Source organism: Pseudoalteromonas luteoviolacea CPMOR-1 (assembly GCF_001625685.1).
Taxonomy (GTDB): domain Bacteria; phylum Pseudomonadota; class Gammaproteobacteria; order Enterobacterales; family Alteromonadaceae; genus Pseudoalteromonas; species Pseudoalteromonas luteoviolacea_K.
Genome location: NZ_AUYC01000084.1, coordinates 13,001 through 34,653 on the forward strand (window position 1 = coordinate 13,001; position 21,653 = coordinate 34,653).

Genomic DNA, 21,653 nt, shown 5'->3' on the forward strand with positions numbered 1-21,653 from the left:
CATATCCCTCAATTTTGAGTGGTTAGTTTACTGAGGGAAAGTGAAATAAGGCAAATTTAAATATTAAGCTCTGTGGGGGCTAAATTTTCATAGGCACGTTTTTTGATGAGCAAATCTTTAATAAGTGGTGTTAACACCAATTCCATCGCCAAACCCATCTTACCACCAGGGACAACTAAGGTATTGACCCGCGACATAAAGCTGCCCTCTATCATTTGCAGGTAATAAGGGAAGTTCACATCATCAATACCGCGAAAACGGATCACCACAAAGCTTTCATCAAGTGAAGGAATATCTTTTGCGCTGAACGGGTTAGATGTATCTACTGTGGGTACTCTTTGGAAGTTAATATGAGTACGAGAGAATTGAGGCGTGATATGGTTGATATAATCATCCATACTCCGCACGATGGAAGTCATTACCGCTTCTCGTGAGTGACCGCGTTCATGTGTGTCTCTTATGAGCTTTTGGATCCACTCTAGGTTAATGATTGGTACCATGCCAATAAGCAAATCAACATGTTTGGCCACATTATGTTCTTCAGTGACTACACCACCATGTAAGCCCTCATAAAACAGCATATCGGTATTGTTTTCTAAATCTTGATAGGGTGTAAATGTCCCCGGTAATTGGTTATAGGGCACAGCATCATCAAAGGTATGTAAGTACTTACGTATTCTACCGTTTCCTGTTTTACCATAACTGGCAAATAACTCTTCTAAGGCTGCAAAGTCATTGGCTTGCTGACCGAAGTAACTTAAATGTTTGCCCTCTTGCAAAGCTTCTCGTTTGAGTTTGTCCATTTCAGGACGCGTGTAGCGATGAAAACTGTCTCCTTCTACCAGTGCGGCTTTAGCATCTAGGCTGCGAAAAATATGTTTTATTGCATTGGTTGTAGTGGTGGTTCCAGCGCCCGAACTGCCTGTAATCGCAATGATTGGGTGTTGTTGTGACATGATAACCTCAGTAAAAACGGAATCTAATCGCGGCGTAACTTATCAAAGCCTTGTTCGCCGAGTATTGTTGCGCACCAATCGCGCTTCTGCTTTAAGTCGTGTGAAGCACAACAGATTCGCTGTCATCATCACTGGAACTTTAATTTGATGTTACTGAAAGACGAAAATTTCGCAAGCGCTTTGCGAGGATAGGTTATTTTTCATATATGGTGTGTGTATTTAATTGTGAGATTTTATTGGTTTTTGAGGTGTGTACTGGGTAAGATCAAAAATAAAAAGGAATCATAATGTATAGAGCCATAATTCATCTGGTGGTGTGTTGCTTTATCACACATGCACACGCAGCAATGCCCAAAAGCCAACTATGGTTAGCACAAGAAGGAGAGAATGGATTTTCCGTGCAACCACTTACTGATAAAGATGCCTATCATAATCAACCCTTGATCACTGAGAAGGGGGTTTACTATACCAAAGAAGTAATGGCCGATGGACAATCTCAAACTGATTTATTTTTATACCGATTTGATGATAAATCACATACTAATTTGACCAATACGCCGGAGTCAGAGTACTCACCGACGATTTTCCCACATAAAAAAGGCATATCAACCATAGTGGTAGAGCAATCAGGAGAGCAAAGGCTGTGGTTTTATCCCGAAGATAAATCTCAGCCACCATCACGTATATTTGAGCATATAAAACCAGTGGGTTATCACGCATGGGGAGGGAATGAGGATGTGATCTTATTTATTCTCGGTGAACCACACTCATTGCAGTTTACTAATTTGTCAGGTCATCTACCTAAAGTAGTCGCTAAAGATATAGGTCGTAGCTTAGCTTATAATGCGAATAGAGACATTTATAGCTTCACATATTCGGTCAATGGCCAGCAGTGGTTTGCCACCTATTCGAGCTCTACAGGGGGAGTGAAAAAGCATTTCAGATTGCCAAGTAGTGTTCGTGATTATACTTGGTTTGATGGCAGTAATTTAGCCTATGCTATCGATAATAAAATTTTTATAAGAAATATTGATGCACCTAAATCCGTAAAGTTGTGGCGCAATTTACAAGATTATTGTGATACTGATATCACCAGACTAAGCTATTATGATGGAGTTTTGGCTTTTGTTTGTGAGCGTTAAACGCTTTATACTCGCTATTCGCAAAGCAGTAAGCGCAAATGATATTTTTTAGGTGGGGCATATATGGTGGTTTTAGTTACAGGTGGTGCGGGATATATTGGATCGCATACTGTTGTTGAGTTACTCAACCACGGTGATGAGGTCGTGATCGTAGATAATCTCGTGAATTCATCTGTAGTAGCATTAAGTCGTGTGAAGGAGATTACGGGTAAAGATGTTACTTTTTATGAAGGGGATATCCTAGATCGAGACTTTTTAGATTCTGTATTCTCAAAACATAATATTGACCAAGTCATCCATTTTGCGGGTCTAAAGGCTGTGGGTGAGTCAGTTCAAAAGCCGATTGAGTACTACCAAACTAACGTTCAAGGCACCTTAACTTTGCTCGATGCCATGAGGCATGCAAATGTCTTTAAACTGGTGTTTAGCTCATCTGCTACTGTGTATGGTGACCCTCAAAGCCTCCCTATTCGAGAAGATTTCCCCGTTGGTGGTACTACTAATCCATATGGTACCTCAAAGCTCATGGCAGAAATGGTGCTACAGGATGTTGCAAATTCAGATCAGAGATGGGCGTTTGCTATATTACGTTACTTTAATCCTGTTGGTGCACATGAATCAGGTTTAATTGGTGAAGACCCGAATGGTATCCCAAACAATTTGCTGCCTTACATTACACAGGTGGCGGTAGGTAAGTTAGAAACGCTAGGGGTTTTTGGTAACGATTACGATACGCATGATGGTACAGGAGTAAGGGATTATATTCACGTTGTCGATCTTGCTATCGGTCATTTAAAGTCTCTTAGTAAGCTGGAAAGTCACAATGGGGTACATGTGTATAATTTAGGTACAGGTAATGGTTACTCTGTGCTTGATATGGTTAAGGCGTTTGAATCCGCATCGAATCAATCCATTCCTTATGTCATAAAGCCGCGCCGCGCTGGAGATATTTCGGCGTGTTATGCTGCGCCGGAAAAAGCACGTGAAGAGCTTGCCTGGACTGCACAAAAAGGTTTAAGTGAGATGATGAGTGATTCATGGAATTGGCAGAAAAATAATCCTGAGGGTTATATACAGTCATAAGTTACATAAGCCGCTGCTTGGTCAATTTATACGGTAAAAAATACGTTCTTAAAAATTTAGATAGCTTCTTTTATAGTGCGCGATAAATTACAGTTTTATGATAGCTAATTATATTTACTATCAACGTTTGAGTTGTGGCTACTTAAATCGTGAGGTATTGGTGATCCCAATGGGTTGCACTTTCATGTTACAAATGAACAAAGGGTAAACAGATATCTGTCATTATTTGTGAAAAGATTCGTTTAATTCAGCGTAATAATTAGTTAATGTATATAGGGGTATTAATAATTACATAAAAAGTGTTTGAGTTAGTATGTCAGTGTCTACTTATTTTGTTCAGATAAAGTAATTAAAAAGGGTTTTGCATTATGAAAGTAAAAAAGAAAAATTTAAAAGTTTTGTCTAATTCTGCAGCTAGTTATGTCAATGCTGGTGGCACTGGAGGTCATTCTAGCCGACAACCACCTCAAGCAATGCGTATTCAGCCTTTGGTGTTTGTACCTAATAACTAGGCTTTACAACACTGTTTGGAAGGAGTCACTTAAGATATGACATTGGATGAGTTTTTAGTTAGCCTGGACTTTGTATTCATAGGTTTTGAGCTACTAGTCGTCTTCTTTTTGATAGCAAAATTTTGGGAGCATAAGTTTAGTTTATTTTTTGGTGGGAAAAATAGCTTAAAGACACAAGAAGATAATGAACTACACTCGTGTTTCCTGACTGCGTTTTGTGTCCTCATATTTTATTTTATTGGTGCAAGAGTTACTGAAGTGGTGCTGAATATACCCATGGAGAAAATGGCGCTTAGACGATTGTTCTATTTTTCATTGATAGTTCATGCAGCTTTATTAATAATTTCTCTCTACCTTTTTCATAAAATTAGAGACTGCACTTTTTCTAACTGTGCAAAACAATGCGCAGGTATTGTGATTTTTGCTGCTACACTACATTTTACGCAGTTTATTGCTCGCGGCTATTTTGACTTTAACGATTTTTATATCATTTACACTACTGGTGTTTCACTTTGTAATTTAGCAACATTGGTTGTCTTAGTGATATATCCGATCAAGCTTGTACTTAACTCCCGAAAACACCGCATATAACCATAGCTTAAAACCTAAGGGGTCGCTATACAATTGCATCGCCTCATAGCTGTTTCCCTTTTTACTGAAAGTTTTACTTTCGTTGTGTATAATTACGCCCTTGGATTTCTCGCGAACTATGCGTTTGTAGCGTGCTTCGCCAGATTTTAATTTTCGTTTTTCAATTCTAAGCGATGCCATTTCTAATCCCTAAGATATTGATTTGTCCTACCCGAGAAGGGTGGCTACAGGGTGACTGTAGTGCTTGATTCAGTCAAATTCAAGGGGGTTGAGGCGGATTGAGGTTGTATGCAAAACTCAGATAAATCAGGCGTTAGCCCACTAAATACAAGCGATTCGGCGTTTCGCCGCTTCTCCGTTGCACCTATGTTAGATTGGACTGATAGGCATTGTCGAACATTTCATCGTAAGCTGAGTAAACACGCTGTTCTTTATACGGAAATGATCACCACGGGGGCCATCATTTATGGTAAAGGTGATTATTTAGCATTCGGCGACCATGAAATGCCAGTTGCACTGCAGCTAGGTGGTTCTGATCCAAAAGCCTTAGCTGAGTGCGCTAAGCGCGCGCAAGAGTATGGCTATAATGAAGTGAATTTAAATGTTGGCTGTCCTTCGGACAGAGTTCAAAACGGCCGATTCGGTGCTTGCTTGATGGCTGAGCCAAACCTTGTGGCTGAGTGTGTTGCTGCGATGAAAGCTGAGGTGTCTATCCCAGTCACAGTTAAAACACGTATTGGTATCGATGAGCAGGACTCTTATGAGTTTTTGACTGCTTTAATAGAGGCATCTCATCAGGTTGGTTGTGATGATTTTATTATCCACGCCCGAAAAGCTTGGTTGCAGGGTTTGAGTCCAAAAGAAAACCGAGAAATTCCACCTTTAGATTACCCGAGAGTGTATAAGTTAAAGCAAGATTATGCCGGTTTACACATCAGTATTAACGGTGGCGTTAAAACTCTGGAAGAATGCCAGCATCATTTGGCACATTTAGATGGTGTGATGGTTGGGCGAGAAGCATATAGCAATCCATTTTTATTGTCTCAAATTGATGAAAAGTTATATGGAGACGCACCTTTTACGCAAACTCGTCATGAAGTTGTGCGTAGCATGTATGACTATTTCGAACAAGAAATGTCGCGCGGTGCTAACTTCTGGCATATCGCACGTCATATGTTGGGGATATTCCAAAATCAGCCTGGAGCACGTGGCTTCAGACGTCACTTATCTGAAAATGGACACAAGAAAGATGCGGATATTAGTGTGATGGAAAAAGCGCTGACATTCGTACCTGAAGTATAGAAAATGGATATGACCAAAAAGGCAACTTTTTGGTCATTTTAACTACAATTTGAACCTTTCATCATTTCAAACGCAGACATTTATCCCCTAAGTTTATGATAAGTATGCACTTTGTTACTTGGCATAAAGATTGGAACTCGTAAGTCATCATATGTTATCAAGGAACATGTTATGGCTTTAATTGATCGCATCGAAGATTTAATAAAATCAGAATTTAATACCTTACTAGGGAAATCAACACAGTCTGATACCTATGATGGTACGTCAACTGGTATCGAGGCCGCGTCAGCCACTCAGGCACTTATTGCACAGTTAAAAGCGGAAATTGTGACAACCCGTGGGCAAGCTTTCGATTGTGAGCAAACAATCGTCCAGTGGTATGAAAAAGCACAGTATGCATTAACAAAAGGTCGCGAAGATTTAGCTAGGGCAGCGCTACAGGAAAGATATGGATGTCAGACTCGGCTTACTGTGATGCATTCGCATATCGAAAAACTGTCGCATACGCTCTATAAACTTGAAAGTGATTATGCGATTTTACAAGCTCGCCAGCCGAGTAGTTCTCAGAGCCAAACGTTGAAAGAGGAGTGCTTACGATCAAGGTTAAAATTGAAACAAGCTTTAAGCACGCCCGTAATGCAAAATTTAACAATGCATATTAGCGAATGGGAAAGAAAGTTAGCGCAAACAGAATCTCAGGCAAGCTTGGCTGTTGGTAGTCAATCAGATAAAGCGCTGAGGGAGTTGAATAAGTTAATCAAAAATGAAAAAGTCGCAGCCATGCTACAGTCGCTAAAAAGTAAGGTGACACCAGAGCCTGCAAATAATCGTCCATCAATTTAGGAGTGTAATATGTTTTCAGATAGATATAAAAATACTCAGCAATATTCTGGGCAGAAAAAAATTGCTGGGGTGTGTTGCCAAGTCGCTCAAAAAGTGGATTTGCCTGTGTGGGTAGTTCGGTTATTGATGGTGTTATTGGCACTAAAATTTACTTGGCCATGTATTATCGGCTATGTCATAGGCTGGCTGTGTTTGACAAATAAAAAATAAGGTATAGTTATGAAATCAATAACTTTATTATTATTTTCAATACTAGTTGTGCTGTTATTTTCTTGGTTATCTATGCCTTTTACGTCCTTGAGCTTGTCGGGCATATTCGACGGGTTAGGTTGGGTTGGTTTAGAGCTATTTGGCTTTTTACTGGTAATGATTGGTGGTTTTGCGATTGTGGCGTTACTCAGTGTTGGAATACTGGGGGTCGGGTTGGTTGTGCTCATTGGGCTAGTATTGGCAGTCTTATTTAACTCGGTCATGATCGCAATTCCACTATTTATGTTACTTGTACTTGCCTGGTTGGTTTTTGAAAAAGCGCCTGAGTGCTGAGTGTATTTCGAGCTGATGTTTACATAATTTACTGTGAATTCAGTGCTCAAGCGCTGTATAATCAACGTATCTAATACTGTTGAAATCAGAATTAAAGGAATCCAGCTATGCGCAAAGCTTTTGCATTTGTTTCTCTTTTGTCAGTGTCTTGGTTTGGAATGGCACATAATCATCAACATGATAGCCATGATCATCACCAGCATCATCAGGCTGTATCAGATTCAGCAGCTCTTCAGGTGAGTGATGCGAAGATCCGAGCTTTTCTGCCAGCTGCTAAATCTACAGCTGGTTACATGACGATTTTTAACAGCACAGATAAGCCAATCACAATTGTAAGCGCTCAAGTCGAGGGCTTGGGGCGTGTTGAAATTCATGAGCATATCCACAGTAATGGCATGATGAAAATGAGACCGGTTAAATCACTTGTTGTGCCTGCTCAGCAGCGAATTGAATTTAAACCAGGCGGTCATCATTTGATGGGGTTTGATCCGAAAGTTAAGTTAAAAGTAGGCGAAACTCGCAAACTCACACTATATTTCTCTGATGGTGAGAGAGTAGAAAATACGATTAAAGTTGTTTCATTAAAAGATACATTTTCTAATGAGTCACACCATCATCATCATTAGGAGCTAGGATGAAAGAATACAAAGGCAAGGTAATTGCCGCACTGCTAAGCTTTGTTGGATTAGGATATTTACTGGCAGTGTATTGGAGCTTTGAACCAGAACAATTCGATGTTGTGGAACGTGCAAAAATGCGTGCTGGTGAACAAAGTGCCTCGCTTGTAACCGGTTATGTGACCACAAATACGTTAGTTGAAGTGATGCAAACTTTGTTGAATAAGCCAGGTGGCTACTTATCCAACGATGTGTTGCCTCCAAGCGTATTAATGGACAATATGCCGGCGTGGGAGTTTGGCGCACTAGAAATGTCTCGAGATTTGGCTTTATCTATGCGAAAAGATTTTAGCCGTTCACAATCACAGTCGACAGAGCACCCTAGTTTAAAAAAAGCACAGCCTAAATTTAATATTAGTTCAACCGCTTGGATACTACCGAGCGCTGAGAGTGAATATCAAGCAGGTATTAGCTATTTACTTGAATATCAGACTCAAATAGCGAGTCAGGCACAGGTAGACAGTCAGTTTTATGCACGAGCTGATAATTTAAGAGGCTGGCTAAAAGAAGCTGAGAAGCGGATGGGAAGTTTGAGTCAGCGCCTTAGTGCGAGCGTGGGTCAAGAGCGGATCAATACGGATTTAGCCGGAGATGCCTCTGCAGCACAGGCAACCGCGGGTATGCAACAGTCTGTAGTGAAAACATCATGGTGGAAAATCGATGATGTATTTTATGAGTCCCGTGGTGCGACATGGGCATTACTGCACTTTTTAAAAGCAGTAGAGCATGATTTTTCTGATGTACTGGAAAAGAAAAATGCCAAAATTAGCTTGCAGCAAATTATCAGGGAACTAGAAGCCACACAGGAAACGGTGTGGAGCCCTATAATTTTAAATGGAAGCGGTTTCGGTGTTGTGGCAAATCACTCATTGGTGATGGCAAATTATATATCTAGAGCGAATGCAGCTCTAATTGAACTCAGTGAACTTTTAGCGCAAGGATAAAAAAATGAAAAAGTATTGTTTAGCGGCAGCGTTGTCTTTGGCTTGCCTTACACCTGCAGCACATGCTGATACTTTATTAGGTTTGTACTTAGGAGCCGAAGGGTGGAGTAATGATCCTGAAGGCAGCTTTGCAGAAAAAGGCAACCTTCAAACGTTTGATTTTGAAGATGAAACTTTTTCTAGTTTCTATGCCGCGCTTGAGCACCCAGTCCCGCTCGTACCAAATGTTAAGCTGAAATACACTGAGCTTGAGTTGGTAGGTAGCACAACGCTGACTGACACTTTTGAGTTCGGTGACAGCAACTTCACGGTTGGTACGACAGCCAATACAGTCGCAGACTTAAACCACATCGATTATATTTTTTACTATGAGTTATTTGACAACGATCTCGTGTCTTTTGACTTCGGTATTAATGCTAAGCAGTTTGATGCAGATGTTGTCGTGACTGGTGATGTGAATGGTACTCAAGTAACCGAAACCGTTGATTTTTCTGGTTTTGTGCCACTTGGTTATTTAAGAGCTGAAGTCGGTTTGCCTTTGACTGGATTAAGCGTGTTTGCTGAGGGAAGTTTACTGGCTATTGATGACAGCAAAATCCAAGACTATCAAGTTGGTATCGCCTGGGAGTTTATTGACAATTTAGCTGTGGATGTTGCTGTGAGAGCAGGTTACCGCTCTTTAGTGCTTGAATTAGATGATATTGATGACTTTGACTCAGATATTGATGCTTCAGGCCCATTTGCTGGCTTACAGGTGCATTTCTAAGCGCACAGTGATTCATTGATAATGACTGAACAGCCCACTGATGATTACGTATTGTCAGTGGGCTTTTTATAGACCCACACTATTCAAAGGTTAGGGTAAATTCGTCTTCCAAAGTTTTACTGAGCAGCTGCCGGTAGGTTTTATTGACTGGCGTATTGATCAGTTTTTTCAGCTCGTCTCCTGTTTGTGTCAATTTATAATAGCTGAGTACGAGGTCATTGCTTTTTGCTTCAAAGTTCACTTTTTTATTTTGATATATTAATGTGAGCGACTGTCCTTTTTGCAAGTTGGCTGATTCTATTTCTTGACGGTACATTAAGTTAATGTCCATGAGCGTCAAAATATGTGGAAAGCTCAGTCCTGCCTGTGCCAAGTTGATCGTTTCGGTACTTCCCTTGCGCAGCAAATCTAGAATTGAGGGTTTTTTATAGAAGCCTAGAATAATGAGATAGCTATCTTCTTTTTCTAGGTATCCGCAAAGTGACGCGCATTTTTGTAGGGCTTCTGCTTCACGTTGCGTCATGAGTTTTAAAGTTTGCAAACTCTTAATGGAAAATGTACCTGGGGCGATAGACTCTCCGACTAGAATTTTGGCCCATAGCTTTTGCATTGTGTGATTGGCAATGTCTTCTGCGAGAGAGATAAAGTGCTCTAACCAGTCTGGATCTGGACGTCCTCGGCTGGTGACGTCAGGGCATAAGGTTAAGGACATCCCCATCACAGCCTCAATATTCTGTTGTCGCTGTATCTTTTTTAATTGTTGTCGCTTGAGTGCCCGTTTTAACGTGCCATGCTGACTACTGACAAAAAAATTATTTTGCTGGGCGTTATTCTGGGTATAACGTCCATTTGCTTGTACTGGTTTAATTTGTTTCGTCATGGCATAGCCAAGCTTTTCCTCTATGAGCAAAGCTAAGCTGGATCTTGCTTGGGCACTTTTTATGGTCATGTTTCGGATTGTCCCATTGTTTGTAGTTGGAGTTGGGAATTCATTTCATTGACAGCTGTTTGTATTATTTTTTCTAAATAATGTTTGGTCAATAGGGCATTTAAGCTACCGATAAGCGGTGACAGTACTTCCCCTTGAACAACTATTGTGAGGTGCTGTGTTGCTGGATATAGATGAATCCGCATTCTAGCCTGATGCTCTTCATGAAAACGGAGATGGTATTGCAGTTCATGAGATTTTTTTTCAACCAATGTCGCATCGACCCTGCCTCCTGAGTGATTGAAGGCAACGAATCCCCCTACTTTTTCCGCATTCTGCATAGTGATGAGCTGTATTTTACTCGATTCTAAAACGCTAACTGCTTTTACCCAGCTACTTGTGGAAAGTAGAAACTCTGACGTAGTTGGACCCGGGTTCGAAATGGGGGCAGAGACAGTAAGACGATAGGTTGTAGGTAATATATTGACGGTAAGCAGGCAAACAAGCACACTAAAAATAATCACTTTTAAAGTTGTTTGAAATAGTTGCACTTGAGCTCCTTTGACGTTTTATTTACGCCTTTACTGAGCGCAAGTATTTGAACATCGTCTATAATATTACTTGGGTGTTAATGAATGTAGAACACGATAGTAAAAACCTATCATATTTTATAAGATGAACCATAGAGAAAGCTGCTCTTGCAGAATTGATGTGATTAAGCATAAGGTGGATGATGGCGTCTGAGCAAGAAGATTTTCTGTTTGCAGATCAAGAAGTTTCCCATGATACCCAGGAAAGTGAAACGGGGTTTTGGGATGTACTGGTTGTGGACGATGATCCGGAAATACACTCTGTGACTAAGCTCGCATTGTCTGGTGTTGAGTTTTGGGGGAAAACCTTGCGTTTTCACCATGCATACTCTGGTAAAGAAGCCGTTGAGTCTCTGAAAAACCAACCTGAAGTATGCGTCTTGTTACTAGACGTAGTAATGGAAAGTGATGATGCAGGTTTAAATGTAGTAAAACAGGTTCGAGAAGAGATCGGTAACCATGCGGTACGTATTATTTTGCGTACTGGTCAGCCTGGGTATGCACCAGAAGAAAAAGTCATACGTGAATATGACATCAATGATTATAAAATGAAAACAGAGCTTACTCGCGGTAAGCTCGTCACTTCATTGATGACTGCGATTCGATCATATCAACAGATTTGCGAACTAGAGCAGCAAAGCATTGCATTAGCAAATATCTTAGATGCATCTCAAGCCATTTTGGGCCATACAGACATGGTCTCATTCGGTAAAGCTGTGGTGTTACAATTGGCGAAAATCATTGGTGCACATAGCAGTGGTTTGGTTGCGGGGGTAAGTAATGGTTCTCGGGTGATTATCTTTGGAGGCACAGAGCATTTTGATGAATTTATCGGTCAGGGGCTCGAGCAGCTAGATAATGGCCGAGTGATCATGCAAGTTCAGAATTGCTTCGACAGAGAGGTGCATCAACACACTGATCACGACATTACCTTTTTACTGAAAGGCAAAAGCCGTAAAGCTGCAATTTTTGTAGAAATAGAAACCCCACCTACGCCATCACAACTCCAGTTTGCAGAAATTTTTCTAACAAACGTGGGTGTTGGTGTCGATAATATTAAACTGATTAACGAATTGCGAGATGTTGCTTACAAAGATACATTGACGCGCCTGCCGAATCGCGCCAACTTCGTTGATTTAATTGCTCAGTATTATCAGCCAGGTAACGATAACCTCGTATTTGTTCTGCTCGATATCGCACAGTTTTCAGATATAAATAATGGGCTGGGCCAAGAAGTCGGTAATTTGTTGTTGTTGGCAGTCAAAGAGCGGCTATGTATTGAGTTCCCTCAAAGTCAGCTACTGTCACGAATTGGTGCTGATGTGTTTGGCTTATTACTCCCTAGCCAAATATTTGATGAACAAAATTTTATCGATACGATTACGGTACCCTACCAAGTTGGTGAGCATGTCTTGACGATGCATTTTCATATTGGCGTTTGTCGTCAAATAGACTTTCATCATTTGGGGTTGGAGACGTTAAAGCTGGCCTATATTGCGTTGAACCAAGCAAAGCAAGCCAATAAGGTTTTAGATTGGTATACACCAGATTTAGAAGAGAAAATGGCTTGGCGGCTGGGGCTTATAAGACAGCTTCGACAAGACTTTGAATTGAATAAATTAGAAATATGGTATCAGCCTCAATTTAGTTTAGAGACGAATCAAGTGATTGGTTGTGAGGCTTTACTGCGCTGGCCTTCCGGAAATGGTGACTATATTTCGCCTGGGATTTTTGTCCCACTTGCTGAAGATTCAGGTTTAATTGTTGATATTGGGCAGTGGGTGCTAGAGCAAGCGTGTAAATTACAACAGCAGTTGAGTGCACAAAATATAGATATTAGTGTTGCTGTTAACGTATCAGTCCCTCAATTTAAGGTGAGTGACTATGCTGAGCAAGTAAAAAGCACCATTGTCAGCCACCAAGTTTCACCAGAGAAAATCGAACTGGAAGTAACAGAAAGTGTGGTGATGGATGAAATAAAAACCGTGATTGAAACACTGGGAGAGCTCAAAACATTTGGCGTGGAAGTAGCAATTGATGACTTCGGCACTGGCTTTTCGTCATTAAGTTATTTACAGCAATTACCGCTGGCGCGATTGAAAATCGATAGAGCATTTGTGAAGGGGATCCCTGACTCTGATAGTGGTGCGATCGCTGAACTTGTTATCTCGTTAGGTCGACATCTTGGATTAAAAACCATTGCTGAAGGAGTCGAAACACAAGAGCAAGCAGATGTGCTCAAAAAGCTTGGGTGTGACGAAGTACAGGGTTTCTTGTTGGCAAAGCCTATGCCTAAAGACGAGCTCTTGAAGTTTTTAGGCGCCAGTGATAGCGCTCAGTGAGCCAAGTTGGCAGCGTAATATTCAATCTGCTTATCTAAAACGCATCATTGTGCTTGGCAGCAAAGCATGACATACGGGCTATAAAACCAGATAAACTGACAATATGTATTACTCTATTCAGATATGAATCTTATTTTAAATTAATAATTACAGTAAATTAGATATTTTAGTTTGATATTTCGCCACATTTAGTGCGGTAGCATGCGTCGCTGAGGTATAATAAGAGCCTTGCAAATTATTTGAGCCGTCACTCTATGAATACTTCAAAGGTCTCTGGGTTAAAAGCGGAGCGTTCGCTTTTCTCATACCCTAAATACTGGGCAGAATGTTTTGGCCCAGCCCCATTTTTACCAACTTGCCGTGCGGAAATGGACGCTTTAGGATGGGACAGTTGTGACATCATCATTGTCACTGGTGATGCGTATGTCGATCACCCAAGCTTTGGTATGGCGGTGATAGGTCGAGTACTAGAGGCGCAGGGTTTCAGAGTAGGTATTATTGCGCAACCGGACTGGTCAGATAAAACGGCCTTCGAGTCACTGGGTAAGCCAAATCTATTTTTTGGTGTGACGGCTGGCAATATGGACTCTATGATCAATCGTTATACTGCAGAAAAGCGGATCCGCCATGATGATGCTTATACACCTGGCAATGTCGGTGGTAAACGTCCTGACAGAGCTGTGGTTGTGTACAGTCAACGCTGTCGTGAAGCATACAAAGATGTACCTGTTGTTATTGGTGGTATTGAGGCCAGCTTACGTCGTATTGCACATTATGATTACTGGCAGGAAAAAGTGCGCCGTAGTGTTATCTTTGATGCCAAAGCGGATATCTTGATTTACGGCAATGCTGAGCGCCCATTGGTAGAAGTCGCACATCGTATTGCCAATGGCGAGACCATTGACACAATTCAAGATGTGCGAGGTACCGCGGTTATTCGAAAAACCCCCATTGAAGGTTGGCGAGGCAGTGATTCAACTGCCATCGATAAAGTGGGTAAGATTGACCCAATTCCAAATCCATATGGTGCCGATGATATGGGGTGTAGCAAGTCCGAATTTGCCAAAGCGGGTATCGATTTAAAAAGTGAGGCGGCAAAGCCTATTACGGTTCAGCCGCCAAGGTTGAAGCCATGGGAAAAGGTATATGTGAAGCTGCCAGCTTTTGAGCAAGTGAGTGTGAATAAGCCACTATATGCCCATGCTTCGCGTATCTTGCACCAAGAAACAAATCCAGGATGTGCCAGAGCACTATTCCAACGTCATGGCGATCGCTCTGTCTGGGTAAATCCACCTGCATTTCCGCTAGAAACAGAAGAAATGGATCACGTATTTGGGCTGCCTTATCAGCGTATTCCACACCCAGCTTATGGCGATGATAAGATCCCAGCTTATGACATGATTAAAACTTCAGTCAACATTATGCGGGGCTGCTTTGGGGGCTGTAGTTTCTGCTCGATCACTGAGCATGAAGGTCGAATTATTCAAAGCCGTTCAGAAGAGTCTATTATTGAAGAAATAGAACAGATCAGAGATAAAGTTCCTGGGTTTACAGGCGTTATATCCGATTTAGGAGGTCCAACTGCGAACATGTACAAGTTGCGCTGTAAAAGTAAAAAAGCGGAAAGTACCTGTCGTCGTTTGTCTTGCGTTTACCCGGATATTTGCAAGCATATGGACACCGACCATACCCCAACAATAGAACTGTATCGTAAAGCACGCGAGGTAGAGGGGGTTAAAAAAATCCTCATCGCTTCAGGTGTGCGCTATGATTTGGCGATTGAAGACCCGCGTTATGTGAAAGAGTTAGTCTCTCACCATGTCGGTGGATATTTAAAAATTGCGCCGGAGCATACAGAGAACGGACCGCTTTCGAAAATGATGAAACCGGGTATGGGCACCTATGATAAATTCAAAGAGTTATTTGATAAGTACTCAAAAGAAGCGGGCAAAAAACAATACTTAATTCCTTACTTTATCTCCGCGCATCCGGGCACAACGGATGAAGATATGGTGAATATGGCGCTGTGGTTGAAAGCCCATGATTTTAAATTAGATCAGGTGCAAAATTTTTACCCATCTCCGATGGCGAACGCGACAACCATTTATCACACTGAGATGAACTCATTGCGCAACATCAAAAATAACCATGAGGAAGTGCCGGTACCCAAAGGGGCCCGTCAGCGTCGTTTGCATAAAGCCATCTTGCGTTATCATGATCCTGCGGGCTGGCCACAGATCCGTGAAGCGTTAAAGAGTATGGGTAAAGCCCACTTAATTGGTAGAGGACCTGAGTGCTTGGTGCCAGATGAAAATACGCGAGGTAGGCAAGCGAGTTCAGGGCAAAAGCGTGGTAATAAAGCTCTGACAAAGCACACTGGGTTTAGCCAGTTTAACCAAGCCAATACCAAACCTAGAGTGGGTAAGAATAAACGTAAACCCAATAAAAGTAAGCCGACACATCATTAAGTAAAAAGCCGCATTGCGCGGCTTTTTTATGGCGTTTGACCCGTTTTAAATCACGTTTACATAGTGAGGGAAGGGATCAACTCTCTGGGCGATATGCCTTGCCTGATGTGATCCACTCGGGGGCAGGCATACCTCGCAAATAGTGATCAAAATACTCCATCATACGAATCGAGAAATCTACTTGATTTGGGAACTGCTTTAGATGATGTGGTTCCCCTTCGTATTGTAAGAAGATGGCGTCTTTATTATGGCGTCGCAGTGCTAAATAGTACTGGATCCCTTCTTGCCAAGGTACAGCACCGTCTTTGTCGCCAAACATCAGTAGAATGGGCGTGTTAACCTTATCGGCAAAAAAGACCGGTGAATTTTCAATGTATAATTCAGGCGCTTTTGTCAGCGGTTTGCCAATACGACTTTGTCCTGTTTCATACTGAAATTGACGTGCAAGTCCTGATTTTAAACGTATTCCGCTATACGCTGATGTCATGTTTGATACAGGGGCGCCAGATACGACCGCTTTAAACATATCTGTTTGCGTTACGGCAAAAGCGCTTTGATAACCAGCCCAAGAGTGGCCTTGTAAACCAATTTTATTTTTATCAGCAACACCCATATCAATTAGTTTTTGCGCTGCATTGATCAAGGTTTGGGTTGAAGACGGACCTGGTTTGCCAATTTCAAAACGGATATCTGGTAAAAATACCGCGTAACCGTTTGATGTGAACATCGGGAAATTAGGCCTGTGGTTGAGTTCCATCTTCGGGAAGTCATACATGCGCTGGCTCATGTATCGATAGAAATAAATGACCACAGGGAGTTTTTGACCTGGTTTATAATTGGCTGGCTTGATCAACACACCTTGCATGTTCTCGCCATTATAGCCTTTATATTGAACTAGCTCAGGCTTTTGACCCCAAGCAAATTCCTTTATTTGCGGGTTAAGGTTTGTAATTTGTTGAGAGGTCTTGAATTGATCATTTGTTTGCCAGTAATCAGGGAACTGATGGTAACTTTGCTGAGTGAAAATAAGTTTGTCAGCGTGTTTGGCTTTTTTCACTAGGTCAAAACGCGCTTGCCCCTTCAAAATCGTGTCAACACGGCCTGTTTTAAGGTTGAGTTTGGCGATATGTGTTTGTTTATTTTGTAGGTTAAAAGCCGATAAATAGAGGGTTTCATCTTGGCTAAAACCAACCTGTTTTTTATCTAGCTTAATGACACGGTAGCGGGTGTTTGTCTCTTTTCCTGAGGTCAAACGCTGAGCGTTACCTGTGGCACTGTCAAAGGCCCAAATATCATATTTACTATAGGCATACAGGGTACTGCCATCTTGTTGCCACCCAGCAAAACCATAACCCGGGTTTGGTTCAGGGTAATCGTGTTGGTCATCAGCGAATATCGCTTGGCGAACCGCTTTACTAACCGCTGTTTCTTTTTGTTGATGTAAATCTTTAAGCCATAGTTGGTCATGAAGAAAGTAGGCTGCATGTCTGCCTGTTGGAGAAAGTGAAGGCTGGTTTGGTGAATCTTTGACGATATATCCTTTGGCACCTGTACTGACTTTGATGGCATAATAATCGGCATAAAAGCCCTGATACATTACTTTTTCTAGGTAAGGTTGATCATTCTTACCCAGTAGGTAATCGGCTTCAGTATGGAGGGTCACATCACGAACCGTTTCATCAGCAAGCTGGATGACTTTTTGTGATTCAATGTGGTAAACCGCCTGATACTGACGTTCACGGTTCGTGTTTTTCCACGTATTTTGTTCACGCGTTTTAATTTCCGGATCTTGGTTATGCCAGATTTGCAGACCTGACTGCTGTCGAATCGTATCAAAATCTCTCAGGGATGAGGTATCGTCATACTTCAACTGTTCTGGTTTATCACTGAGCTGTGGGCGATTTTCAAAATAGAGTCGCTCACCTTGCTCCGACCATTCTAGTTTTGCGGTCTTGGAGCTATACCAGCCACTTGGATTTTTAATGGTACTCAGTTTATCTATATTTGCATCCCACAGCGTGACATCGTAGCTGCGGCGACGTTTATCTTCGTTTACATAGTTACCAAGATTAAATGCCACAATACTTGAATACGGATGCCATGCGATGGCACTGACGGTAACGCCTGGCTCACTAAATAAAGGACTGGTTGTGTTATTTGTTAAGTCTAGATACTGAACTTGATTATTGGCACCAGTTTCATCATGTTGACTGAATAACACACCGTATTCAGCGGGGCTTAGGCCATAGTTAACGACATTATCAAAGCGTTGTGTTTGGCTTGTTGTTAAATCGACAACTACTAATGTCAGCGGCTTATCTTTTTTATCTGCGGTGATTTTAGGGGCATCAGAGCTTGACGCTGCGCTATTGGACTCTGCTTTTTTATCTTCGCGATAGGCTAACCAGCGGCCATCATCACTGAGTTGATAGTCTTTGACTTGCTCGAAGCGTTGTTGTTTTCCTGTTTGCGTGTTTACAAGTACCAGATTGCTGCTTAGTGCTTTTTTTTCTTTTTTACTGGCGGTTTCTTGTGCTAATAAAGTCGGTGCCTGAATAAATGCAGCCCACGTTGCGGACTTATTTAAATGCGCTTTAGTGCCGCGTTCAACAGTTGAGATCAGCTTATTCGTGGCGAGGTTATATACTTGTCCCTGAGCATTTCCTCGATAAGGCTTTGCACTAAACGCGAGCACTTTGCCATCTTCGGCCAGTTGTGTGCTTTGTGCATATTTGAAGTCAAAAACATCGGAGAATTCGAGTGGGGCTTTGTTGGCCATTACTTGACCAGAAAATAAAGCCGCTGCTATAAGCGAATAAGTATACTTCATGATTCTGTCTATTTTATTTACTGAGTGTGTCTTTGTAACACTTTTAGTCGTTAAACAAAATCATGGTGCGTTGTGTGGAAGTGAAAAAGCGTTGGAAGCGGTATTGTACCGCTTATATTTACAACCAAATACGTTGCAGCTCTTGCCAGTGATTATTGAACGTTGCTGTTGGTTTAGCCTTAAAGTCACTACGCACGAACTGATTCATTTTTCCTTCAACATGCGCTAAAAACAAGTTTGCAAGGGCGGCTTCGTCACTATTAAATGCTTTGCCCTCTCTGAGCTTTCTTTCTCTTAATACTTGCTTAAATTGCGTTTCAAGCTTTTCGAATAAGCTTTGAACTCGCTCTCTTAAACGCTCTTGTTCTCCCTGCAGTGCATCTCCAGTAAGAATGCGCGTGATACCAGGGTTCTTTTCAGAAAAAGTAAGTAATAAGTTTAGGATGTTATATATTCGACTTTGCGTATCTTTTTCGTTTTCAAGGATAATATTTATCCGTGAAAGCAAGGTATCTTCGATAAATTCGATTAGCCCTTCAAACATGCGTGCTTTACTAGGGAAATGGCGGTAGAGGGCAGCTTCCGAGACCCCGACTTCAGCTGCGAGCTTAGCAGTTGTGATCCGTTGACCTGGGCTAGTTTCAAGCATTTGCGCAAGAGATTGAAGAATTTGCTCTTTGCGATTACTGCGTTTAGTCGCTGGCATGAACTTTCCTTTAATAATTATCGTTATTCTGGTCTGTATGGTGTATTTTTATTAGGTCCATACTCAATAAAGACCTATGTTAATGTTTTATTCAGCTTCTTTCCAGCCTTTTAACACTAGGTCAACTAAGTTTACTCGCAATTGCTTTAATGACAGTAAGTGCTAACTCCTGTTTACTTGATGCTGGCAAACTACACTGCTCATTTTCCCAAAATAAGGTTAAAGCATTGTTATCTGAGTTAAAACCAAGGCCCTCTTGTGAAACATCATTAGCACAAATCATATTGAGATGTTTGTTTTTTAACTTACCAAGTGCATATTGTTTGACATCTTGTGTCTCAGCGGCAAAACCGACTGTGTAAGGGCGCTGTTGTTTTAAGGCTGCGACTGAAGCGATGATATCGGGATTTTTGACTAAAGTGAGCGTCATTTCATCACCTTGCTTCTTAATCTTTTGGTCAGCGATATCAGCTGCACGATAATCAGCAACGGCAGCACAGCCAATAAAAACATCTGATTGTGTCGCTAAATGTAGTGCAGCTTCATGCATATCTACGGCACTACTGACTGAAGTGATATGAATGCCTTGTGGCACTGGGATATTAACGGGGCCCGAAATTAAATTTACTGTCGCGCCTAACGAATGTGCTGCATGTGCGAGGGCATAGCCCATCTTGCCTGAGCTATGATTGGTGATATAGCGAACAGGGTCAAGCGCTTCACGCGTGGGCCCGGCAGTAATGGTGACGGTGCGCCCCTCTAGTATTTTAGGAGCTGGATTTAGTGCTGTTAGGCAGTGCTCAAGCAGTTCTAGAGGTTCTAACATACGCCCTTTGCCAATATCTCCGCAGGCTTGCTCGCCACTACCTGGTCCCCAAACTGAAATGCCATAAGATGATAAAGTCGCTAAATTGTTTTGTGTTGCAGGATGGGCATACATTTGTTGATTCATTGCCGGAGCAATGGCGACCTTTGCGGGTGTGGCAAGAACTAGGGTCGTCAGTAAATCATCAGCAATGCCTACTGCCATTTTGGCAATGGTATTGCAGGTTGCAGGTGCAATTAAGATTAAGTCTGCCCATTTGGCAAATTCTATATGGCCCATTGCTGCTTCAGCTTGTGGGTCGAGTAAAGAGTCTGAAACGGGTTCGCCTGAAACAGCTTGCATAGTGAGTGGCGTAATAAACTGTTTTGCAGAGTCAGTCATAACCACTTTGACTTCGCATTGCTGCTCCTTTAAGCGTCTCACAAGCTCTGCACATTTATATGCGGCAATACCACCGCTGATCCCCAAAACTATTTTCTTGCCAGATAAGTTCATCTTCACATTCTCACAACTTAAACTGGACTAAAGATATCACAGCCATGAGGTTATTTTGAATCATCGAATGCAAAGTCTGCGATTAACGTAAGAAATAGATAGGCTTTGAGCGTTTTTTTTATCAACTGACATGGTAAATAAGAAATGGATGCTATGGATTCGGCAAATATCTTTAAAGGAGTAAATATGCAACTAACGCAATTACCAAAACATACAAGGCCCAGAGAGAAGTTACTCAGTGATGGTCCCAGTGCGTTGAGCGATGCTGAGCTATTGGCAATTTTTTTACGCACAGGGGTAAGTGGCATGAATGCCATTGAATTGGCGGATTCATTATTACAACAGTGTGAGTCTTTACAGCGACTATTTAATGCCTCACAAGCTGAGTTTATTGCACTTAAAGGTGTCGGAGAGGTCAAATATGTACAATTTCAGGCGGTTTTGGAGCTGTGTAAACGCTATTTAAAAGAAGGATGTGAGCGTGCGTTTAAATTTGAGAGTCCGGCTATGGTCTTTGATTACTTAAGTATGCAATTGAAAGGACTCGAGCATGAAGTTTTTATGGTTTTATATTTAGACAGTCAGCATCAGCTTATTAAGGATGAAATACTTTTTCGCGGCACAATCAATAGTGCTTCAGTGTATCCAAGAGAGGTGGTTAAGGCTGCGCTTAAGCACAATGCAGCAGCAATAATTTGTGCACATAATCATCCTTCCGGTGTGAGTGAACCCAGTCGAGCAGATAAAATTTTAACGGACAAATTGCAAAAAGCGTTGTCATTGATGGATATCAAGGTGTTAGATCATGTCATTGTGGCGGGTAATCGCTGTGTTTCATTTGCTGATATGGGCTTATTATGAGTTTTAATTGACCACTTTCTACCTGCAAATCGTTATTTCGCTTAAATTTTATAAAATAGTTTAATTTAAATGCAGTTTTTACTTTCCACAGGGGCTTATGATCATTATAATTGGCCGCTATCAAATTTTACCCATGAGCTGACTAGGATATCATCAGATCCTTGATCTCTGCCTGCAGATGCTGTATAAAGAGCGCCCTTTGTTTTTACCCGGGGCACACCAGTGTAAGGCCTAAGGGGAAATTAAGC

At 41.6% G+C, this 21,653-nt stretch carries 20 protein-coding genes; 14 read left to right on the forward strand and 6 right to left on the reverse strand.

Going from position 1 to position 21,653, the window contains the following annotated elements; all coding sequences use genetic code 11:
- Positions 1-56: 56 nt before the first annotated feature.
- Positions 57-956: a phosphoribulokinase gene (locus N473_RS23195; RefSeq protein ID WP_063370017.1), complete on the reverse strand. Its 900-nt coding sequence runs from the start codon at positions 954-956 to the stop codon at positions 57-59.
- Positions 957-1,243: 287 nt separating this feature from the next.
- Here N473_RS23195 and N473_RS23200 point away from each other — a divergent pair, with 287 nt between their 5' ends.
- The 11 genes from N473_RS23200 to N473_RS23245 all read left to right on the forward strand — a co-directional run bounded on the left by N473_RS23200 (position 1,244) and on the right by N473_RS23245 (position 9,359).
- Positions 1,244-2,098, forward strand: a complete 855-nt coding sequence (locus tag N473_RS23200) for a hypothetical protein (protein WP_081221403.1) — start codon at positions 1,244-1,246, stop codon at positions 2,096-2,098.
- A 63-nt stretch (positions 2,099-2,161) separates the two neighbouring features.
- Complete coding sequence (galE, locus tag N473_RS23205; protein WP_063370019.1) at positions 2,162-3,181, forward strand: UDP-glucose 4-epimerase GalE; 1,020 nt, start codon at positions 2,162-2,164, stop codon at positions 3,179-3,181.
- Between the two features lie 368 nt (positions 3,182-3,549).
- Positions 3,550-3,693 carry a hypothetical protein gene (locus tag N473_RS26405; RefSeq protein ID WP_155735724.1) on the forward strand — a complete coding sequence of 48 codons (144 nt, stop codon included), beginning with the start codon at positions 3,550-3,552 and terminating at the stop codon, positions 3,691-3,693.
- A gap of 36 nt (positions 3,694-3,729) precedes the next feature.
- Positions 3,730-4,284, forward strand: coding sequence for a hypothetical protein (locus N473_RS23210; RefSeq protein WP_063370020.1), 555 nt, complete (start codon positions 3,730-3,732; stop codon positions 4,282-4,284).
- A gap of 288 nt (positions 4,285-4,572) precedes the next feature.
- On the forward strand, positions 4,573-5,586 hold the full coding sequence (gene dusA, locus N473_RS23215) for a tRNA dihydrouridine(20/20a) synthase DusA (RefSeq protein ID WP_063370021.1): 1,014 nt from the start codon (positions 4,573-4,575) through the stop codon (positions 5,584-5,586).
- A 171-nt stretch (positions 5,587-5,757) separates the two neighbouring features.
- Positions 5,758-6,429, forward strand: a complete 672-nt coding sequence (locus tag N473_RS23220; RefSeq protein ID WP_063370022.1) for a PspA/IM30 family protein — start codon at positions 5,758-5,760, stop codon at positions 6,427-6,429.
- A gap of 9 nt (positions 6,430-6,438) precedes the next feature.
- On the forward strand, positions 6,439-6,639 hold the full coding sequence (locus N473_RS23225; RefSeq protein WP_063370023.1) for a PspC domain-containing protein: 201 nt from the start codon (positions 6,439-6,441) through the stop codon (positions 6,637-6,639).
- 9 nt (positions 6,640-6,648) lie between these two features.
- Complete coding sequence (locus tag N473_RS23230; RefSeq protein WP_063370024.1) at positions 6,649-6,972, forward strand: hypothetical protein; 324 nt, start codon at positions 6,649-6,651, stop codon at positions 6,970-6,972.
- A gap of 107 nt (positions 6,973-7,079) precedes the next feature.
- The gene (locus tag N473_RS23235) at positions 7,080-7,598 is read left to right on the forward strand and encodes a copper chaperone PCu(A)C (RefSeq protein WP_063370025.1); all 519 of its coding nucleotides are present in this window, start codon (positions 7,080-7,082) and stop codon (positions 7,596-7,598) included.
- A gap of 8 nt (positions 7,599-7,606) precedes the next feature.
- The gene (locus tag N473_RS23240; RefSeq protein WP_063370026.1) at positions 7,607-8,593 is read left to right on the forward strand and encodes a DUF2333 family protein; all 987 of its coding nucleotides are present in this window, start codon (positions 7,607-7,609) and stop codon (positions 8,591-8,593) included.
- Between the two features lie 4 nt (positions 8,594-8,597).
- Positions 8,598-9,359, forward strand: a complete 762-nt coding sequence (locus tag N473_RS23245) for a TIGR04219 family outer membrane beta-barrel protein (protein ID WP_063370027.1) — start codon at positions 8,598-8,600, stop codon at positions 9,357-9,359.
- A 79-nt stretch (positions 9,360-9,438) separates the two neighbouring features.
- On the opposite strand, the gene N473_RS23250 is transcribed toward N473_RS23245, so the two are convergent.
- A complete protein-coding gene (locus N473_RS23250) occupies positions 9,439-10,308 on the reverse strand; it encodes a TIGR03899 family protein (RefSeq protein ID WP_063370028.1) in 870 nt (289 codons plus the stop codon).
- Positions 10,305-10,838, reverse strand: a complete 534-nt coding sequence (locus N473_RS23255; RefSeq protein ID WP_063370029.1) for a hypothetical protein — start codon at positions 10,836-10,838, stop codon at positions 10,305-10,307. Before N473_RS23255 ends, N473_RS23250 begins: the two co-directional genes overlap by 4 nt.
- Before the next feature lie 182 nt (positions 10,839-11,020).
- Between N473_RS23255 and N473_RS23260 the strand changes: the two genes are divergently transcribed.
- Positions 11,021-13,219, forward strand: a complete 2,199-nt coding sequence (locus tag N473_RS23260) for an EAL domain-containing protein (protein WP_063370030.1) — start codon at positions 11,021-11,023, stop codon at positions 13,217-13,219.
- 254 nt (positions 13,220-13,473) lie between these two features.
- A complete protein-coding gene (locus N473_RS23265; protein WP_063370031.1) occupies positions 13,474-15,687 on the forward strand; it encodes a YgiQ family radical SAM protein in 2,214 nt (737 codons plus the stop codon).
- A gap of 76 nt (positions 15,688-15,763) precedes the next feature.
- On the opposite strand, the gene N473_RS23270 is transcribed toward N473_RS23265, so the two are convergent.
- The 3 genes from N473_RS23270 to coaBC all read right to left on the reverse strand — a co-directional run bounded on the left by N473_RS23270 (position 15,764) and on the right by coaBC (position 20,544).
- Positions 15,764-18,517: a prolyl oligopeptidase family serine peptidase gene (locus N473_RS23270; RefSeq protein WP_063370032.1), complete on the reverse strand. Its 2,754-nt coding sequence runs from the start codon at positions 18,515-18,517 to the stop codon at positions 15,764-15,766.
- Between the two features lie 118 nt (positions 18,518-18,635).
- On the reverse strand, positions 18,636-19,223 hold the full coding sequence (slmA, locus tag N473_RS23275) for a nucleoid occlusion factor SlmA (RefSeq protein ID WP_063370033.1): 588 nt from the start codon (positions 19,221-19,223) through the stop codon (positions 18,636-18,638).
- A gap of 121 nt (positions 19,224-19,344) precedes the next feature.
- On the reverse strand, positions 19,345-20,544 hold the full coding sequence (gene coaBC / locus N473_RS23280; RefSeq protein WP_063370034.1) for a bifunctional phosphopantothenoylcysteine decarboxylase/phosphopantothenate--cysteine ligase CoaBC: 1,200 nt from the start codon (positions 20,542-20,544) through the stop codon (positions 19,345-19,347).
- A 186-nt stretch (positions 20,545-20,730) separates the two neighbouring features.
- Here coaBC and radC point away from each other — a divergent pair, with 186 nt between their 5' ends.
- The gene (gene radC / locus N473_RS23285; protein ID WP_063370035.1) at positions 20,731-21,405 is read left to right on the forward strand and encodes a RadC family protein; all 675 of its coding nucleotides are present in this window, start codon (positions 20,731-20,733) and stop codon (positions 21,403-21,405) included.
- The last annotated feature ends 248 nt before the right edge of the window (positions 21,406-21,653 follow it).

Bases quoted from the DNA above. Each gene is read 5' to 3' on its own strand.
- galE (WP_063370019.1), top strand. From the start codon at position 2,162: ATGGTGGTTTTAGTTACAGGTGGTGCGGGATATATTGGATCGCATACT.
- N473_RS23220 (WP_063370022.1), top strand. From the start codon at position 5,758: ATGGCTTTAATTGATCGCATCGAAGATTTAATAAAATCAGAATTTAAT.
- N473_RS23195 (WP_063370017.1), bottom strand. From the start codon at position 956: ATGTCACAACAACACCCAATCATTGCGATTACAGGCAGTTCGGGCGCT.
- N473_RS23250 (WP_063370028.1), bottom strand. From the start codon at position 10,308: ATGACCATAAAAAGTGCCCAAGCAAGATCCAGCTTAGCTTTGCTCATA.
- N473_RS23235 (WP_063370025.1), top strand. From the start codon at position 7,080: ATGCGCAAAGCTTTTGCATTTGTTTCTCTTTTGTCAGTGTCTTGGTTT.
- N473_RS23240 (WP_063370026.1), top strand. From the start codon at position 7,607: ATGAAAGAATACAAAGGCAAGGTAATTGCCGCACTGCTAAGCTTTGTT.
- N473_RS23265 (WP_063370031.1), top strand. From the start codon at position 13,474: ATGAATACTTCAAAGGTCTCTGGGTTAAAAGCGGAGCGTTCGCTTTTC.
- dusA (WP_063370021.1), top strand. From the start codon at position 4,573: ATGCAAAACTCAGATAAATCAGGCGTTAGCCCACTAAATACAAGCGAT.
- slmA (WP_063370033.1), bottom strand. From the start codon at position 19,223: ATGCCAGCGACTAAACGCAGTAATCGCAAAGAGCAAATTCTTCAATCT.
- N473_RS26405 (WP_155735724.1), top strand. From the start codon at position 3,550: ATGAAAGTAAAAAAGAAAAATTTAAAAGTTTTGTCTAATTCTGCAGCT.
- radC (WP_063370035.1), top strand. From the start codon at position 20,731: ATGCAACTAACGCAATTACCAAAACATACAAGGCCCAGAGAGAAGTTA.
- N473_RS23230 (WP_063370024.1), top strand. From the start codon at position 6,649: ATGAAATCAATAACTTTATTATTATTTTCAATACTAGTTGTGCTGTTA.
- N473_RS23270 (WP_063370032.1), bottom strand. From the start codon at position 18,517: ATGAAGTATACTTATTCGCTTATAGCAGCGGCTTTATTTTCTGGTCAA.
- N473_RS23225 (WP_063370023.1), top strand. From the start codon at position 6,439: ATGTTTTCAGATAGATATAAAAATACTCAGCAATATTCTGGGCAGAAA.
- N473_RS23210 (WP_063370020.1), top strand. From the start codon at position 3,730: ATGACATTGGATGAGTTTTTAGTTAGCCTGGACTTTGTATTCATAGGT.
- coaBC (WP_063370034.1), bottom strand. From the start codon at position 20,544: ATGAACTTATCTGGCAAGAAAATAGTTTTGGGGATCAGCGGTGGTATT.
- N473_RS23245 (WP_063370027.1), top strand. From the start codon at position 8,598: ATGAAAAAGTATTGTTTAGCGGCAGCGTTGTCTTTGGCTTGCCTTACA.
- N473_RS23200 (WP_081221403.1), top strand. From the start codon at position 1,244: ATGTATAGAGCCATAATTCATCTGGTGGTGTGTTGCTTTATCACACAT.
- N473_RS23260 (WP_063370030.1), top strand. From the start codon at position 11,021: ATGGCGTCTGAGCAAGAAGATTTTCTGTTTGCAGATCAAGAAGTTTCC.